General features: G+C 71.8%; 19 protein-coding genes and 1 tRNA gene. 12 read left to right on the top strand and 8 right to left on the bottom strand.

Annotation, left to right across the window (positions count from 1 at the left end; translation table 11 throughout):
- Positions 1 to 123: 123 nt before the first annotated feature.
- Both ACPWUT_RS11220 and ACPWUT_RS11215 read left to right on the top strand, forming a co-directional pair.
- Positions 124 to 300: a hypothetical protein gene (locus ACPWUT_RS11220; protein WP_284530564.1), complete on the top strand. Its 177-nt coding sequence runs from the start codon at positions 124 to 126 to the stop codon at positions 298 to 300.
- A gap of 117 nt (positions 301 to 417) precedes the next feature.
- Positions 418 to 1,197, top strand: a complete 780-nt coding sequence (locus tag ACPWUT_RS11215) for an isocitrate lyase/PEP mutase family protein (RefSeq protein WP_425837592.1) — start codon at positions 418 to 420, stop codon at positions 1,195 to 1,197.
- A 16-nt stretch (positions 1,198 to 1,213) separates the two neighbouring features.
- Here ACPWUT_RS11215 and ACPWUT_RS11210 read toward each other — a convergent pair whose 3' ends face one another.
- Complete coding sequence (locus ACPWUT_RS11210; RefSeq protein WP_425837589.1) at positions 1,214 to 1,882, bottom strand: hypothetical protein; 669 nt, start codon at positions 1,880 to 1,882, stop codon at positions 1,214 to 1,216.
- On the bottom strand, positions 1,879 to 2,343 hold the full coding sequence (locus ACPWUT_RS11205; protein ID WP_425837586.1) for a MarR family winged helix-turn-helix transcriptional regulator: 465 nt from the start codon (positions 2,341 to 2,343) through the stop codon (positions 1,879 to 1,881). The genes ACPWUT_RS11210 and ACPWUT_RS11205 overlap by 4 nt, the downstream gene beginning before the upstream one ends.
- A gap of 78 nt (positions 2,344 to 2,421) precedes the next feature.
- Between ACPWUT_RS11205 and ACPWUT_RS11200 the strand changes: the two genes are divergently transcribed.
- The gene (locus ACPWUT_RS11200) at positions 2,422 to 2,823 is read left to right on the top strand and encodes a hypothetical protein (RefSeq protein WP_425837583.1); all 402 of its coding nucleotides are present in this window, start codon (positions 2,422 to 2,424) and stop codon (positions 2,821 to 2,823) included.
- A gap of 12 nt (positions 2,824 to 2,835) precedes the next feature.
- Here the strand turns inward: ACPWUT_RS11200 and ACPWUT_RS11195 are convergent, their stop codons facing one another.
- The 4 genes from ACPWUT_RS11195 to ACPWUT_RS11180 form a co-directional block, all read right to left on the bottom strand.
- Positions 2,836 to 3,213 carry a hypothetical protein gene (locus ACPWUT_RS11195; protein ID WP_425837580.1) on the bottom strand — a complete coding sequence of 126 codons (378 nt, stop codon included), beginning with the start codon at positions 3,211 to 3,213 and terminating at the stop codon, positions 2,836 to 2,838.
- A gap of 4 nt (positions 3,214 to 3,217) precedes the next feature.
- Complete coding sequence (locus ACPWUT_RS11190; protein ID WP_425837577.1) at positions 3,218 to 3,532, bottom strand: hypothetical protein; 315 nt, start codon at positions 3,530 to 3,532, stop codon at positions 3,218 to 3,220.
- The gene (locus tag ACPWUT_RS11185; RefSeq protein ID WP_284530552.1) at positions 3,529 to 4,068 is read right to left on the bottom strand and encodes a PadR family transcriptional regulator; all 540 of its coding nucleotides are present in this window, start codon (positions 4,066 to 4,068) and stop codon (positions 3,529 to 3,531) included. Before ACPWUT_RS11185 ends, ACPWUT_RS11190 begins: the two co-directional genes overlap by 4 nt.
- A gap of 64 nt (positions 4,069 to 4,132) precedes the next feature.
- Positions 4,133 to 5,167, bottom strand: a complete 1,035-nt coding sequence (locus ACPWUT_RS11180; RefSeq protein ID WP_425837574.1) for a lactonase family protein — start codon at positions 5,165 to 5,167, stop codon at positions 4,133 to 4,135.
- Positions 5,168 to 5,262: 95 nt separating this feature from the next.
- On the opposite strand from ACPWUT_RS11180, the gene ACPWUT_RS11175 reads away from it, so the two are divergent.
- The 9 genes from ACPWUT_RS11175 to ACPWUT_RS11135 all read left to right on the top strand — a co-directional run bounded on the left by ACPWUT_RS11175 (position 5,263) and on the right by ACPWUT_RS11135 (position 14,179).
- Positions 5,263 to 6,000, top strand: coding sequence for an NUDIX hydrolase (locus tag ACPWUT_RS11175; protein ID WP_425842263.1), 738 nt, complete (start codon positions 5,263 to 5,265; stop codon positions 5,998 to 6,000).
- Positions 6,001 to 6,191: 191 nt separating this feature from the next.
- On the top strand, positions 6,192 to 7,169 hold the full coding sequence (locus ACPWUT_RS11170; protein WP_284530549.1) for a substrate-binding domain-containing protein: 978 nt from the start codon (positions 6,192 to 6,194) through the stop codon (positions 7,167 to 7,169).
- A gap of 109 nt (positions 7,170 to 7,278) precedes the next feature.
- Positions 7,279 to 8,322 carry a galactitol-1-phosphate 5-dehydrogenase gene (locus ACPWUT_RS11165; RefSeq protein ID WP_284530547.1) on the top strand — a complete coding sequence of 348 codons (1,044 nt, stop codon included), beginning with the start codon at positions 7,279 to 7,281 and terminating at the stop codon, positions 8,320 to 8,322.
- A 15-nt stretch (positions 8,323 to 8,337) separates the two neighbouring features.
- Positions 8,338 to 9,861: an FGGY-family carbohydrate kinase gene (locus ACPWUT_RS11160; protein WP_284530546.1), complete on the top strand. Its 1,524-nt coding sequence runs from the start codon at positions 8,338 to 8,340 to the stop codon at positions 9,859 to 9,861.
- Positions 9,858 to 10,802: a sugar-binding transcriptional regulator gene (locus tag ACPWUT_RS11155; protein ID WP_425837569.1), complete on the top strand. Its 945-nt coding sequence runs from the start codon at positions 9,858 to 9,860 to the stop codon at positions 10,800 to 10,802. Before ACPWUT_RS11160 ends, ACPWUT_RS11155 begins: the two co-directional genes overlap by 4 nt.
- Positions 10,799 to 12,304 carry a sugar ABC transporter ATP-binding protein gene (locus ACPWUT_RS11150; protein ID WP_425837566.1) on the top strand — a complete coding sequence of 502 codons (1,506 nt, stop codon included), beginning with the start codon at positions 10,799 to 10,801 and terminating at the stop codon, positions 12,302 to 12,304. Before ACPWUT_RS11155 ends, ACPWUT_RS11150 begins: the two co-directional genes overlap by 4 nt.
- Entirely contained in the window at positions 12,301 to 13,332 is a 1,032-nt protein-coding gene (locus ACPWUT_RS11145) for an ABC transporter permease (RefSeq protein ID WP_425837563.1), read from the top strand. The genes ACPWUT_RS11150 and ACPWUT_RS11145 overlap by 4 nt, the downstream gene beginning before the upstream one ends.
- A gap of 38 nt (positions 13,333 to 13,370) precedes the next feature.
- Complete coding sequence (gene deoC, locus ACPWUT_RS11140; RefSeq protein ID WP_284527991.1) at positions 13,371 to 14,036, top strand: deoxyribose-phosphate aldolase; 666 nt, start codon at positions 13,371 to 13,373, stop codon at positions 14,034 to 14,036.
- 52 nt (positions 14,037 to 14,088) lie between these two features.
- A tRNA-Ser gene (locus tag ACPWUT_RS11135) sits at positions 14,089 to 14,179 on the top strand.
- Positions 14,180 to 14,237: 58 nt separating this feature from the next.
- Here ACPWUT_RS11135 and ACPWUT_RS11130 read toward each other — a convergent pair.
- Both ACPWUT_RS11130 and ACPWUT_RS11125 read right to left on the bottom strand, forming a co-directional pair.
- On the bottom strand, positions 14,238 to 14,984 hold the full coding sequence (locus ACPWUT_RS11130; protein ID WP_284527990.1) for an ATP-binding cassette domain-containing protein: 747 nt from the start codon (positions 14,982 to 14,984) through the stop codon (positions 14,238 to 14,240).
- A complete protein-coding gene (locus ACPWUT_RS11125; protein WP_284527988.1) occupies positions 14,981 to 15,973 on the bottom strand; it encodes an ABC transporter permease in 993 nt (330 codons plus the stop codon). Before ACPWUT_RS11125 ends, ACPWUT_RS11130 begins: the two co-directional genes overlap by 4 nt.
- Between the last annotated feature and the right edge of the window lie 24 nt (positions 15,974 to 15,997).

The raw sequence follows: 15,997 nt of genomic DNA, 5'->3' as shown, positions 1-15,997 counted from the left end.
GATCAGCGGCGCTTCCTGTGGACAACCACTGCGCGGGCCCCGCTGGGGAGGAGGCTCCGCATGGGGCGCACCCGCATCGGCGGCGGTGCGGCGGCATCGTGCCGCCTCGCCTACGCTGGACCCATGAACAAGGGGACCGTCTGGACCATCGTCGGAGTCGTCGTCGCGGTCGTCATCGCCTGGGTGCTGGTGAACGTGCTGTTCAGCCTGATCGCCTTCGCGTTCAAGCTGCTCGCGGTCGCCGTCGTGGCGGTCATCGTCTACTTCGTGCTGCGCAGCGTGTTCCGCCGCGCGGAGTGAACGCAGCCTGATCCGCTGCCGCGCCGCGGTCGCGCCTCGCGCGCGAGGTCGGACGGCGATCGACGGCGATCCGGATCCGGCGACCCCGGGCGCGCGCGGCGTGAGTAGCGTGGACGTATGACCACGACCAGCCAGCGTGCCCAGACCCTGTCCGCCCTCCACGCCGCCCCCGAGATCCTGCGCGTCGTCAACGTGTGGGACGTCGTCTCGGCGAAGGCGATCATCGAGCTGTCCGAGACGCGGGCCATCGCGACCGCCGGGCACTCCATCGCCGCGACCTTCGGCTACGCCGACGGCGAGAACATCCCGCTCGACCTCGTGCTCGACATGGTCGGCCGCATCGTCGAGGTCGCCGGCGACCTTCCCGTCACCGCCGATCTCGACGCCGGCTTCGGCGACCCCGGCGAGACCGTCCGTCGCGCCATCGGCGTCGGCGCGGTGGGGGCGAACGTCGAGGACCGGCTGAAGCCGCTCGCCGAGTCGGTCGCCGCCGTCGAGGCCATCGTCCGCGCGGGTGAGGCCGAGGGCGTGCCCTTCGCGCTCAACGCGCGCACCGATGCGTTCGTCCGCGGGGGCGACCGCCCGGTGGCGGACTCCATCGCCGATGCCATCGAGCGCGGCCGCGCCTACCTCGGCGCGGGCGCCGACGTCGTGTTCGTGCCGGGCATCCTCGACGCCGATGTCACCCGCCAGCTCGTCGAGGGCATCGGCGAGCGCAAGGTGTCGGTCATCGGCCTGCCCGGCGCGCTGACGGCGGCGGAGTACGAGGCCCTGGGCGTGGCCCGGATCTCCTACGGCCCGATGACGCAGCGGGTCGCGCTCACGGCGCTGCAGGACGTCGCGAAGGAGCTCTACGCCGACGGCGCGATCCCCGCGTCGACGCGCGCGCTCAACTGACGAGGCGGCCGCGCCGTCACGGGATGTGGCGGCGCACCGCCTGCAGGAAGCCGTCGGTGTCGTCGACCCACAGACGCACCGTCGACACGGTCTGATCGCCTCCCCGCGGCGCGAGCCCGGGGAGGCGCACCGTCGTGGGCTGCTCGAGCGCGATCTCGACACTGGTGGCGTCCTGCATCCGCAGCGACAGCACGCGGGCGCCCTCCGGGCCGTCGATGCGCGGCGACTTCGGCTGATCGGTGCGGGGAGCGCGGGCGACGGACGCGATGACGTCCCAGGGGAGGTCGATGTCGATCTCCAGCCCCTCGCGCACTCGGATGCCGCCCGGTCCCACGGTGTGCGGGCGCATCCGGTAGGCGCAGAGGAGCCCGATCATCCATGTCAGGCCCCAGATCCCCAGTACGAGCAGACCGATACGCACCGGGGGCCAGGGGTGGACGATGAGATCGATGATGGGGATCTCGACGGCCGACAGCACGATGAAGACGACGAGGATCGTCCGGACGGGCGCGTCGTAGCGGAAGCCGCTCGCCCCGGGCGGCAGGGCGGGGCGTCGTGCGAGCGCCCGGCCGATCGCGGCATAGATCCCCCGCTCCATGTGCAGCGCCCGGCGTGCCCAGGAGGCCGCACGCGCGCGGCGGGACGGTCGCATCGTGGGTGCGGGGGTGCGGTCGACCTCCGTCATCGCGTGCTCCGTGCCGCGGCGCCGGCCGCTTCGTCGGCGATCAGCTCGGCGAGCCGAGCGGCCACCGCGTCGAGCCCGCGTTCCAGGGCGTCGCGGTCGGCGGGGGCGACGGCGGCGCGAAGCTGCGCGCTGAGGTCGGCGTGGCGGACGACGGTGCGCTCCATGAGCGCGGCGCCGTCGGGGGCGAGGGCGACCAGATGGGCGCGGCGGTCGCCCGGATGCGCCGTGCGCCGGAGGTGTCCCGAGGTCTCGAGGGCGTCGACGTGGGCGCTGATCGTCCGGGGAGTGAGGGCGAGGCTCTCGGCGATCGCCTGCTGCGTGACCGGGCCGGCGTGGTGCACGGTCCACAGCACCGCCATGCGCGCTTCGGACAGGGGGGTGCCGTCGTACTCCCGTGCCATGTCCTGCTGGAACAGGTGGGACACCAGCAGGAGGCGGTCGAGGAGGAGAGGGTCGGGCATATGCGTACCCTACCTCATAGTTACATGATGTAAGGAAATGGAACGAGGATGTCGGGGCCCGATGTCAGACTTGCGGCCATGACGCGCTTCGCCATCGATTCCGCCATCGCGCTGCGCCTGGTCTCGGGCGGCCGGGCGCCGTCCCCGCCGCACACGCTTGTCGGCCCGGCGGTCCTGCGCACCGACGCGCTGGAGAGCCTGTATCGCGGCGTGCGCGCCGGCCGTCTCGCCGACGCGGAGGGACGTCGCCTGCTCGACGGCGTCGCGACCCTGAAGATCCGCCTCCTGGGTGACCGCGTCTCCCGGGCGACCGCGTGGCGGATCGCCGGGCGGCTCGATGCGGACGACACGCGACAGGCCGAGTACCTCGCCGTGGCGACGCTGCAGGCCGATGTCCTGATCACCGACGATCCCACCCTCCGCGCCGCCGCGGAGCGCATCGGGGTGCCCCTGGGCGAATTCGACGATCTCCTGCGCTGACTCGATCCGCGCTCAATCCAGCGCGACGAGCAGCGTCGCCGCGGCGAGCACGACGCAGACGGGGGTCATCGCGAGGCGCTCGGGAACGCTCCGCGAGACCAGGTTCATCAGGATGCCGACGGTGAAGTAGGCGAACAGCACCCACGTCGCGGCGGTCACGAGCGGCAGGTCGGAGCCGGGCAGGACGCCCGCGCGCGCGAGCAGCAGCCACGCGAACGCGGCGTAGAGGAGGACCGACACCGCACTTCCGATCCGCAGCCGCGCCGGCAGCACCCGGTGCGCCCCGCCCCAGACGAGCCGCCCCCACGGGGCCCCCGCGGCGACGCAGATCTGCAGCGCCGCCAGTGCGGACAGCAGTGCGACCGCCACGGCCGCCGCGATCATCGCCATCGGGTCACCGCCACACGAACACCGCGACGAGGAACACCGCGTAGACCACCGCGGCGGCCAGGGCGAGACGATTCGACGGCGGCGTCCATCGGCCGCGCGCCGCGGCGATCGCGAAGGCGCCGGCCAGGAGCGCCCACACCGCGGTGTGGCCGACGTCCACGACGAGTGCGCGCAGTCCCGTGGCGCCCGGAACCTCGACGCCGTCGCCGACGGTCGCGAAGACGACGGTCACGGCCGTCGCCGCCGCCGTGGCCGCGAGGAACCACGGCCGGCGGGATCCGGCGCCCCGGGGCGGCCGCGGGCCGTCCGCGGCGCTCATCGCGTGCTCCCGTCGAGCTCGGCGATCCAGTCGGCGGCGAGTCGTGCGGTCCGCAGTCCGTACTCCAGCACGGCGCGCTGGTAGGCGAACACGGCGCGATGCTCCTCCGGCAGCGTCGGCGACTGCGCGTCGAGCTCGCGGCGCACCGCGTCGAGCTCGGCCAGGGTGGCGGCGGCCTGCTCCTGCGCGGCCGCGAGCACCCGGCGCCGGTCGGCCGGGTCGTCCAGGCGCCCGAGGAGGAAGACCTTCGCCAGGAGGATCGTCTCGGCGTCGGCGCCGCCGGGGAGGGGGGCCAGCATCCAGTCGCGCCACTGCGCGCGGCCGGCGGGAGTGATCGTGTGGAGCTTCCGTCGCCGCGCGCTGGCGGGGTCGTCGGAGACGGTCACGGCGCCGTCGGCGACCAGCTGGGTCAGGCTGCGCTGCAGGCTCCCGTAGCTGGCGCTGTAGAACAGCGAGATGCCCGCCGTGAACCGCTTGTGCAGGTCGTACAGCGACAGCGGTCCGGCCAGCAGCAGGCCGAGGATGACAAACGGCACGACGCCTCCGATCTATATATCTCTGAGATATATAGATATCCCTGTGAGGGATATGGCGCAAGTGTCAGACGAAGCGCAGCCAGTTGGCGCCGCGCCCGGTCTCGGCCCGCTGCAGAAGGGTGAGCTCGGCGCCGTCGACGGCGTAGAGCGACACCGTGGTCGACTTCTCGCCCGCCGCGACGAGGTAGGCGCCGTCGGGGCTCGTCGCGAACCCCCGGGGCTGGGTCTCGGTGACGGTGAAGGCCTCGGGGGGCGTGAGCGACCCGTCGGGCGCCACCGCGAGGGCGCCCAGGGTGCTCTCGGTGCGCTCCGACGCCCACAGGTGCCCGCCGGCGGGATGGAGGTCGGCGCCCCAGATGTAGTGCTCGGCGAGCGGGTCCGCGCCGAACACGCTGTGCCCGAGCCCCTTGGTGGGATCCACGAAGGAGGCGGCGCCGCGCAGGGTGAGCAGCCCGGTGCCGGTGTCGCGCGCGTAGTGGAGCACGTCACCCGAGAACTCGGTGATGACGTACACCGCATCCTGCGCCTCGTTCAGCACCAGATGACGCGGCCCGCTGCCGTCCGGTGCCGCGGTCGTGGGCTCGTCGAGGGGCGTGAGGACGAGGTCGGGCCCCAGTGCGTACTGCGCCACGAGGTCGGCGCCCAGCGACACGAAGTACGCGAAACGACCGTCGGCGCTCGGCAGCACGGAGTGCAGGTTCGGGTAGTGGATCGTGGACACGGGCGCCCCCACGACACCGTCGGCGACCTCGCTGGTGATGCCGTAGCCGCCGCCGTACGAGGCGCCGAGCAGTCCGGTGCCGCTGCGGGTGAGAGCAAGGTAGTTCATGCCGCCCTCGGGCAGGTCGAGGCGCGTGCGCGGCGTGAGCTCGCCGGTCGCCCGGTCGAGCGCCAGGGTCAGGATGCCCGCCGGCTGCCCGGGCTCGGCCCCCTTCACGGCCGCGTAGACGAGGTCGCGCCGGGGGTCGATCGCGAAGGTCGAGCAGCCCGTCACCCCCTCGGTCACGGTCAGCCGCTCGAGGCGGCCGTCCTCGAAGCGGAAGGTGCTGATGGTGCCGTCGGCGGCGTTCGCGACGAGAAGCAGGGAGGAAGCGGTCACCGTTCGATCGTAGGCCGCGACGCCGCCCCAGGCGGCGCCGCGACGGAGCCGGGGTCCTCGGCGCCGCGTAGCCTGGACGGGTGACCACCGAACCCCTGTCGTCGTCTGCGCACGGCTCAGCCGACGCCGGTGCGGACGCCGGTGCCGACGCCGGTGCGCGCGCGCAGCTCGCCGCGCTCGCCGCCGCCGGAGGGTCCGTCTTCGCCCGTGACATCCCGCCGGTGGAGCCCGGCTCCCGCGCCGCCGCGGTCCTGATCCTGTTCGGTGTGCTCGATGCCCTCCCGAGCGACCGGGCCGCGACGGCGGAGGTCGTCTCGCGCGACCTCGACGTGCTCCTGCTCTCTCGTGCGGCCACACTCCGCTCCCACCCCGGACAGGTGGCGTTCCCGGGCGGGCGGGTCGACGACGGCGACGAGGGTCCCGTGGCGGCTGCGCTGCGCGAGGCCCGCGAGGAGACCGGCCTCGACCCGGCGGGCGTCGATGTGCTCGGCACGCTCGCCGAGATCCCGCTCGACTACTCCCGCCATCTCGTCACCCCCGTCCTGGCGTGGTGGCGTCAGCCCTCTCCCGTGCGCGTGGTCGACGTGGCCGAGTCGGCCGACGTCTTCCGCGCCCCGGTGGCCGACCTGCTGGATCCGGCGAACCGGGGAGTCACGGTCGTGCGACGCGACGGCCGGGAGTGGCGCGGCCCGGCGTTCCTGCTGCCGGCGCCGGCAGGGGCCGCCGCGCACCTCGTCTGGGGTTTCACGGGCATCGTGCTCGACACGCTCTTCACCCGTCTCGGGTGGACCGAGCCCTGGGACGACCGCCGCGAGTTCCCGCTCGACGTCTGACGGCCGGGCCCCGCGACGGCGCCGGCTCCGTACCGGGCGCTCGCGGGGCGTCGGCCGCCGGAATGCTCAGATGCGCACGCCGTGCGCATCTGTCTGCTCATATGAGCAAACGACTGCTCAGAAGTTGAGATCATCGTCCGCGACTCTCTAGCGTCGGGTCCGGCACCACTGACCAAGGAGGTTCAGATTCCATGAAGAAGGCACCTATCGCCGTCGCCGGACTGGCGACGCTCGCACTCGCGCTGAGCGCGTGCTCGGTGAGCACCACGCCCGGCGGTGACGCCAGCGCTCCCGGCGATTCGGGCGACATCGTCGTCGGCTTCAGCCAGGCCACGCAGCAGTCCCCGTTCTACGTCGAACTGGGCGAGGGCGTCGAGCAGGCGGCGGAGGCGGGAGGCGCGTCGCTCGAGTACGTCGACGCGAACGGCGACATCACCAAGCAGAACAACGACATCGAGGACCTCATCACCCGCGGGGTGGACGTCCTTCTCATCAACCCGGTCGATCCGCAGGGCATCGCGCCGAGCCTGGCGTCCGCGAAGGCCGCGGGCATCCCCGTCGTCACCGTCGACCGTCCCGCCGACGGCGCCGCCGCGCACGTCGGACGCGACAACGTCGCCATGGGCGAGCTCGTCGGCGAGGCGCTCAAGGAGGCGCTCGGCGACGAGGGCGGCAAGATCATCGAGATCCAGGGCGACGCCGGCGGCACGGTCGCCATGGACCGCTCGGAGGGCTTCCACAACGCCTTCGAGGGCGACGAGGCGGTCACGATCGTCGAGGGCCCGTACGCCGAGTACATCCGCTCCAACGCGGTGACGGCCATGCAGGACCTTCTGCAGTCGAACACCGACGTGCGCGCGGTCTACGCCCACAACGACGACATGGCTCTCGGCGCGCTGCAGGTGCTCGCCGAGAACGGGCGCACCGACGTGCTGGTCGCGGGCGTCGACGGCCTCATGGAGGCGGTGCAGGCGATCGCCGACGGCGACCAGTACGTCGCGACCGCGCTGAACGATCCCATCGCCCTGGGCGCGACGGCCGCCGAGACGGCCCTCGCTGTGGCCGCGGGCGAGTCTGTCGACGCCGAGATCGACGCCGGCACCGAGCTGGTCACCGCGGCCAACGCCGCAGACCTCGTCGGCAGCACCCTGTTCGCGCAGGCGAAGTAAGCACGACCCCAGCAACACGATCGCCCCCGCGGCGACGCGGGCGGAGAGACCGCCCGCGTCGCTCGCGGGAACCGCGCGGGAAGACGCGCAGGAATCACGGAGGAGACCCATGTCCGACACCATGACCGCCGCAGTGATGCACGCCCCCGGAGACATCCGGGTCGAGCGGATCCCCGTCCCGGAGATCGGCGCCGGAGACGTGCTCGTGAAGGTGGCCGCGTGCGGTGTCTGCGGCTCCGACATCCCGCGGATGAACTTCTCGGGCGCCTACTATCACCCGATCGTGTGCGGCCATGAGTTCTCCGGCCACATCGTCGAGGTCGGCGCGGAGGTCGCGGGACTCGAGGTGGGGCAGCTGGTCACCGTGCCGCCGCTCATCCCGTGCTACGAGTGCGACAGCTGCCGCGAGGGCCACTTCTCGCTCTGCGAGAACTACGGCTACTTCGGCAGTCGTCAGGACGGCGCCTACGCGCAGTACGTCTCCGTCAATGCCGGCAACGCGTTCGTCATGCCCGAGGGCGTCGACCCTCGAGCCGCCGCGATGATGGATCCCTCGGCCATCGCCCTCCACGCCATCTACCGCACGGGTCTGACCGAAGGCTCCCGCGTCGCCGTCATCGGGGCGGGACCGATCGGCCTGTTCGCCGTGCAGTGGGCGAAACTCCTCGGCGCCCGCGAGGTGCTCGCGGTCGACGTGAGCGCCGAGAAGGCCGCGATGGCCGTCGAGGCCGGCGCCGACCTCACCGCCAACGACGACGAGCAGGCCCGCGCGCACGCCGGCCTCGGCTTCGACGTCGTGATCGAGTCGGCGGGCGTCCCCGCCACCGTCGCGCTCGCCACGACGCTCACCGCCCGCCACGGCGAAGCGGTGTTCATCGGCATCCCGCATTCGCCGGTCGAACTGGACAAGGGCACCTTCAGTCACTTCCTGCGCCGGGAGGCGTCGCTCCACGGCAGCTGGAACTCCTTCTCCGCGCCGTTCCCGGGACGCGAGTGGGTCGAGTCGGCGGCGGCGCTGGCGGACGGCCGCCTCCGGTGGGAGTTCATGATCACCCACGAGCTCGGTCTCGACGCCCTGCCCGAGACGATGAAGCAGCTGGGCGAGCGCTCCATCTTCAGCTCGAAGGTACTGTTTCTGCCGAACCAGGACTGAGAGAAGGCGGGAACGATGGGGTTCTTCCTCGCGATCGACATCGGCACCGAGGGTGCGCGGGCGGGCGTGTTCGACGCGGCCGGGCGGCGCCTCGGCGACGCTTCGGCGGCGTACGTGACGAGCTATCCGCGCCCCGGCTGGGCAGAGCAGAATCCGAACGACTGGTGGCGCTCCGCCGTGCAGGCGGCCCGCCGCGCGCTCGCGGATGCCGACGTCACCGAGATCGACGCGGTCGGCGTCGCGACGACGGCATCCTCCGTCGTCGTGCTCGACGAGCACGGCGAGGCCCTCCGCCCCGCGATCCTCTGGATGGACAGCCGTGCCGTCGCCGAATCCGCCGAGACGGCGAGGATCGATCATCCGGCGCTCGCGTTCTCGGGCGGCTCCGACAGCGCCGAGTGGCTCATCCCGAAGGCCATGTGGCTGGCACGTCACGAGCCCGAGGTGTACCGGCGGGCCGCCCGCATCGGAGAGTCCGTCGACTACCTGACGCTGCGGCTCACCGGCGAGTGGGTCGGCTCGCGGATGAACGCGACCTGCAAGTGGAACTACGACCACCGCGTCGGGGTGCTCCCGGTCGACCTGTACGCCGCCCTCGGCATCGAGGATCTCGCCGACAAGCTGCCGGCGGACATCCGTCGCACCGGAGCGATCGCCGGCGAGCTGTCGGCGGCGGCGGCCGCGGAACTCGGGATCGCGCGCGGCGCAGCGGTGTTCGCCGGCGGCATCGACGCGCACCTCGCGCTGGTCTCGATGGCGGGACTGCCCGGGGAGCCCGTGGCGGTCGTCGCGGGCACCTCCAACGCCTTCATCGCCGAGCTCGATGCGCCCGTCTTCTCGCCCACGATCTGGGGCCCGTATCCGGGCGCCCTCACCGAAGGGCGGTGGCTCGTGGAGGGCGGACAGATCTCCGCCGGCGCGGCGCTCTCGTGGCTGTCCGAGCGGATCCTCGGCGTGACGCGACACCGGATCGGCGACCTGATCGCCCGGGCCGAGGCCGTGGCGCCCGCCTCGCACGGGCTGCTCGTGCTCGACCACTTCATGGGCAACCGCACGCCGCTGCGCGACCCGCAGCTGCGCGGTGCCATGCTCGGCCTGTCGCTGGGCACCACCCCGGAGCACATCTACCGGGCGACGGTCGAGGCCGTGACCTTCGGCACCCGGCAGGTGCTCGAGTCGTTCGAAGCCGTCGGCGTCGACACCGCGAACGTGTACGTGACCGGCGGGATCCGCCACAACCGGCTGTGGATGCAGACGACGGCGGACACGCTCGGACGACCCGTCGGGCTGATCGACGGCGAGAACCTGACCACCCGCGCACTGGGCATCCTCGGCGTCGCCGCGGTGACCGGCGAGCGGGTCGCCGATGTGGCCGCGAGGTTCGCCCCCGCGTACACGCTCATCGAACCCCGGGCGGACGCCGTCGCCCCGCTGCGTGCCGCCTACGAGCGCTACCTCGAGGCGACCTCGCTGGTCGCGGGGATCAGCGCCGGCCTCGCCGACGCGGCAGCGGGCCGCGGGACGGTGGCGACCCGATGAGCACCGACGACACCCTCGCCGTGCGCGCGGCGGAGCTGTGCTACCAGGACGGCAAGAGCCAGGCCGAGGCCGCCGCCCTGCTGGGAATCAACCGCTGGAAGGTCGGCCGGCTCCTCGCCTACGCGAAGGAGACGGGGATCGTCCGCATCGAGATCGCCCACCCGCGGGCGCGCCGGCTGCCGCTCGAGCGCCTGCTGCGCGAGGAGTACGGGCTGCGCGACGCGATCGTCGTTCCCGCCCTCGCCGACGAGGGCGAGCAGTCGGAGCGCGTCGCCGCGGCGGCGGGGGAGTACCTCGCGTCGCTGCGGCCCGTGCCCCGCACCCTGGGCATCAGCTGGGGGCGCACGCTCCAGCAGGTGGCCGCGGCGCTGCCGGACGGATGGGCGAGCGGCATCGAGGTGGTGCAGATCAACGGCGGCGTGACCGTGAACCGCCGTGTCGGCATGGCGTCGGCGACGGCGACCACGATCGCACAGAAGGCCGGGGGTGTGGTCACCCTGCTCCCGAGCCCCGCGATCCTCGAGCACGCCTCGACGCGACGGGCGATCGAGGCGGACCGCATGGTGGCGCCGATCCTCGACAGGGCGCGTGCCGCGTCGGCGCTCGTCTTCAGCGCCGGTCCCGTGACGCCCGCGTCCGTGCTCGTCACGAGCGGATACCTCGCCCCGGCACGGATGCGGGAGCTCGCCGAGAAGGGTGCCGTGGGCGACGTCGTCGGGCGGTTCGTGGACTCCGACGGCCACATCGTCGACCACGAGCTCGACGAGCGCACCCTGGGTCTCACCCTCGACGACCTCCGCCGATCCGATGCGGCGATCGCTGTCATCAGCGGCGCCGCCAAGCGGGCCGTCGCGCTCGCCGTGGTCGCCAACAACTACTGCTCCGTGCTGGTCACCGACGAGGCGACCGCCACCTACCTGCTCGAGGAGAAGAACCGATGACGACTTCCGAGGCCCCGCCGCCCCTGCTGCAGATGCGGGGCATCCGCAAGACCTTCCCGGGCACGGTCGCCCTCGCCTCCGTCGACCTCGACGTCTACGCGGGGGAGGTGCACTGCCTGCTGGGCGAGAACGGCGCGGGCAAGTCGACGCTCATGAAGATCCTCGCCGGCAGCTACATCCCGGACTCCGGAGAGATCCGCATCGACGGCGAGCCCGTGCAGTTCTCCCATCCGCTCGACGGCATCAAGGCGGGCATCTCGGTCATCTACCAGGAGCTCGACCTCTTCGCCGACCTGACCGTCGCGCAGAACCTGTTCCTCGGCCACTCGCCGAGCACCGGCGGTGTGGTCCACCGCAGGGAGCGCCGCCAGGCGGCCCGGGAGTACCTCGACCGGGTGGGCGCCACCTTCTCGCCGGACGCGCGGGTGGCCGACCTCCCCATCGCCGACCAGCAGCTCACGGCGATCGCACGGGCTCTCACGACCGACGCGCGCATCATCGTCATGGACGAGCCGACCGCGACCCTCGGGGAGGCCGACGTCGAGAAGGTGTACGAGGTGATCCGGCGACTCGTCGCCGACGGGCGCGCCGTCATCTACATCTCGCACCGCCTCGACGAGATCGAGGCGATCGGATCGCGGATCACGGTGCTCCGCGACGGCGTCAACGCGGCGAAGTACCCCGTGGCGGGCACCGACCCCGAGCGCTGGATCTCCGACATGATCGGCGACAAGAAGAGCGAGCTCACCGAGCACCGCGAGCGGCGCACGCTCGACGGCGAGTTCGCCCTGGAGATCGATCGCGTCACCATCCCGCGCGTGCTGGACGTCCGCGACGTGTCCGTGCGCGCGGGCGAGATCCTCGGACTCGCCGGCCTCGGGGGCGCGGGGCGCACCACGCTGCTGGCCTCGGTCTTCGGAGCGCAGAAGGCGCAGATGCAGCTGCGCGTCTTCGGCCGTGCGGTGAGGATCGGCTCGGTCCGCGACGCCGTGCGGCACCGCTTCGGACTCGTGCCCGAGAGCCGCAAGACCCAGGGGCTCCTGCTCGGCCTCTCGGTCGCCCGCAACGCCGGTCTCGCGGCGCTCCGCGGCGGCCCGGCGCTCTTCCCGCGCGAGCGCGAGCAGCGCCGCACCGGGCCAATCCTCAAGCAGCTCTCCGTCAAGGCGGCCAGTCCGCACCAGGAGGTCCGCCTCCTGTCCGGCGGCAACCAGCAGAAGGTGGTGCTCGCGAAGTGGCTCGCCCGCGACACGCGCATCCTCCTTCTCGACGAGCCGACCCGCGGTCTCGACATCGGCGCGAAGGCGGACCTGTACCGCCAGGTGCGCCTGCTCGCCGAGGGGGGAGCCGCCGTGCTCGTCGCCTCGAGCGAGCTCAACGAGCTCATGGCGAACGCCGACCGCATCGTGGTCCTCCACGAGGGACGCAAGGTGGGCGAGTTCGACCCGCTCATCGACTCCGAACAACACATCAGCCACGCGATCATCAGCGGAAAGGCATCATGAACGACTCCCCGACGACCGCGGCGGTCGAACCGCCCACCCTCTCGACGCAGGCCCTCGCGGCGCGCCCGACGTGGCGCCAGCGCGGATCGATGTGGCTGATCAAGGGCAATCTGCTCATCGTCTTCGTCGTGATCTGCGCGATCGCGGCCCTCCTCAGCCCCGAGTTCCTGACGACCCGGAACCTCGCCAACCTGCTGCAGCAGTCGAGCCTCACCGGGATCATCGCGATCGGCATGACGCTGGTCATCCTGACGTCGGGCATCGATCTGGCCGTCGGCTCCGTCGCCGCCCTGAGCGGCATGATCGTCGCCGTCCTCCTCGACGGGTCCGTGCCCATCGCCTTCGCGATCCTCGCCGCGCTGGCGGTCGGCGTGGCCGTCGGCCTGCTGATGGGTGCGGTCTCCGCATGGATCCGGCTGCCGGCGTTCATCGTCACGCTCGCGGGCCTCACCGCCGTCCGCGGGTGGTCCTACACGCTCACCGACGGGCGGCCGGCGGGGTCGAACCTCCCCGAGGCGTTCACCATCATCGGCGGCGGCTACCTCGGCATCCTTCCGCTCACGGGTGTCATCTTCATCGCCGTGACCATCATCACGGGGCTGATCCTCCGCTACACGACGTTCGGCGAGTACGTCTACGCGGTCGGCAGCAACGAGGAGGCCGCGCGGCTGTCGGGCGTGCCGGTGAAGTGGATCAAGGCCTCCGTCTTCGGCTTCTCGGGGCTGACGGCCGCGCTGGCGGGCATCCTCCTCACCAGCCGGCTCACGATCGGCCAGCCGACCGCGTTCCAGGGCGCGGAGCTCGACGCGATCGCGGCGGTGGTGCTCGGCGGCACGAGCCTCTTCGGAGGCCGTGGCGGCGTCGGCGGCACCTTCATCGCCGTGCTGCTGCTGTCGGTGCTGAAGAACCTCTTCAACCTGCTCGGGATCGGCTCGTTCGTCCAGATGATCGCCACCGGCGTGATCCTCGTGCTGGCCCTGATCCTGAACCGCTTCCTCGACAGCCGCGCCGCGGCCGTCGCCCGATGACGTCTTCCGACGGCATCCCGAGACACCCAGGAGATCAGATGACCACGCAGGATCTGGCGCGCTTCGTCGACCACACCCTTCTCAAGCCCGAGGCGACCCCGGCGGATGTCGCGGCCGTCGTCGCCGAAGCGGCCGAGCTCGGCGCATACAGCGTGTGCCTCTCGCCCTCGGCCCTTCCGGTCGATGTGCCCGAGGGGCTGCTGCTCACCGCGGTCGTCGGGTTCCCGAGCGGCAAGCACCATTCGTCGATCAAGGCGGCGGAGGCGGCGCTCGCCGTCGACCAGGGCGCCGACGAGATCGACATGGTGATCGACGTGGGAGCCGCCGTGGCGGGCGCCTTCGACGCCGTCGAGGCCGACATCCGCGCCGTGCGCGAGGCCGTGCCCGCCCCCACGGTGCTGAAGGTGATCATCGAGTCGGCGGCGCTCTCCGACGAGGCGATCGTCGCCGTGTGCCGCGCCGCCGAGGCGGCGGGCGCCGACTTCGTCAAGACCTCCACGGGCTTCCACCCCGCCGGCGGGGCGTCGGTGCACGCGGTGACGCTCATGAAGCAGACGGTCGGCGACCGTCTCGAGGTCAAGGCGTCCGGAGGCGTGCGCAGCCGCGCGGAGGCCGAAGCCATGCTCGCGGCGGGTGCCACGCGCCTGGGGCTGTCGTCGACGCGGGCGATCGTCAATGCCGAGGACGCGGCCGGCGACTACTGACGGCCCGGCCCCGTGACGGCGCCGGGATCGCATCCTGGTAGGATCGATCCTTGGAAGTGTGTCCGAGCGGCCTAAGGAGCATGGCTGGAATCCATGTATACGGTTCTCCCGTATCGCAGGTTCAAATCCTGTCACTTCCGCCACAGATGAAGAGCGCCACCCCCGACTCGGGGTGGCGCTCTTCGCTTTCCGCTGCCGGTCTCAGACGGTGCGCACCGCGCCTGTGACCATGCCGACCAGCTGCTCGCCGGTCACCTCCTCGGTGCGGGTGCCGCCCACGACGCGGCCCCCGCGCATGACCCACACCTGCTGCGAGAGCCGCTTGACCTGCTCGAAGTTGTGCGACACGACCAGCACCGTCTTGCCGCCTTCGACGACGCGGCGGATGAGCGCCTCGACCTGCGCGGTCTCGTTGAGGCCGAGCGCGGCGGTCGGCTCGTCGAGGATGATCATGTTCTTCGCCCACATGACCCCGCGGGCGATCGCGACCGCCTGCCGCTGTCCGCCCGACAGCCGCTTCACCGACCGGCCGACGCCCGGCACGTTGACGGCGAGGTCGGCGACGAGCTCGGCGGCGCGCCGCTTCATCTCGCCGCGCCGGAGGAACCGGAATCCCGGGACGCCGGCGACCAGCTCCCGGTCCATGTACATGTTCTGCCAGACGCTCAGCTGATCGCTGAGGGCGAGGTCTTGATAGACGGTCTCGATGCCCTTGTCGCGTGCGTCGCGCGGCGACGAGAAGCGCACCGGCTCGCCGTCGATGCGGATCTCTCCCTCGTCGGGCGTGTACAGGCCCGTGAGGCATTTGACGAGCGTCGACTTGCCGGCGCCGTTGTCGCCGACGATGGCGGTGATCTCGCCCGCCTTGATGGTCAGCGACGCGCCCTTGAGCGCGTCGACGTTGCCGAACGACTTGTGGATGTTCTCGACGACGATCTTGTCGGTCACTTCCGCCCCCTCATGAGTGTGGCCGCGGCGATGACGACGATGCCGATCATCAGCGGCGAGTAGAAGGCGCTCACGCCGAGCAGCGTGAGGCCGGACTGCAGGAAGGTGAGGAGGATCGCCCCGATCACCGGTCCGTAGATGGTGGCCCGTCCGCCGAACAGGCTCACTCCGCCGAGCACGACCGCCGCGATGGCCTTCAGCAGGTAGTCGGTGTTGGTGGCGGGCTGGCTGGAGCCGATGTACGAGGTGAGCATGATCGCGCCCACGCCCGCCATGCCGCCGCAGATCATGTAGCCGGCGAGCTTGATGCGCGGCACTTTGAGTCCCATCGCCTTCGCCGCATCGGGGTTGTCGCCGACGGCGAGCAGGTGGGTGCCGAACCTCGTGCGGAACAGCACGACGTGCAGCACGACGGCGATCGCGATCGCGATGAGGAAGTTGATGCGGATGCCGCCGATGTTCGCGGTGCTGATGGCGGTGAGCGCACGCTCGGGGATCTGCACGGGCTTGCCCTGCGAGATGATGAGGCTCAGCCCCATCACCACGCTGAGCGTGCCCAGAGTGACGATGAAGTCGGGAATCCTGACCCAGCCGATGAACGTGCCGTTGATCGCGCCGACGGCCAGGCCGGTCAGCAGGGCGATCCCGCAGCATGCGATCAGCGGAAGCCCCGACTGGTAGGCCGTCGCGAGGGTGACGCTGCCGAGGGCGACCGTGGCCGCCAGCGACAGGTCGATCCCCGCGAGGGTCACGGCGAAGGTGGCGCCGAGAGCCAGCACGATCGGGATGGTGGCGTCCGCGAGCATGCTCGTGATGCTCGGCCATGACAAGAATCTCGGGTTGATCGAGCCGAGCACGACGGCGAGCACGATGAGCGCGACCGGTGCCGCGAGCTTCATCCACGTCTCTTCCGACGTCAGGCTGCGGCGGACGGCCTGGGCCGCCTCGTCCACGCTCGGGCGGGTGCGGGTGGGTGTCTGGGTTGTCATGGGTGAGGATCCCCGTCTCTGGTC

The organism is Microbacterium sp. PA5, from assembly GCF_049860775.1.
GTDB lineage: Bacteria > Actinomycetota > Actinomycetes > Actinomycetales > Microbacteriaceae > Microbacterium.
This window is presented reverse-complemented; position numbering and strand designations above follow the sequence as displayed.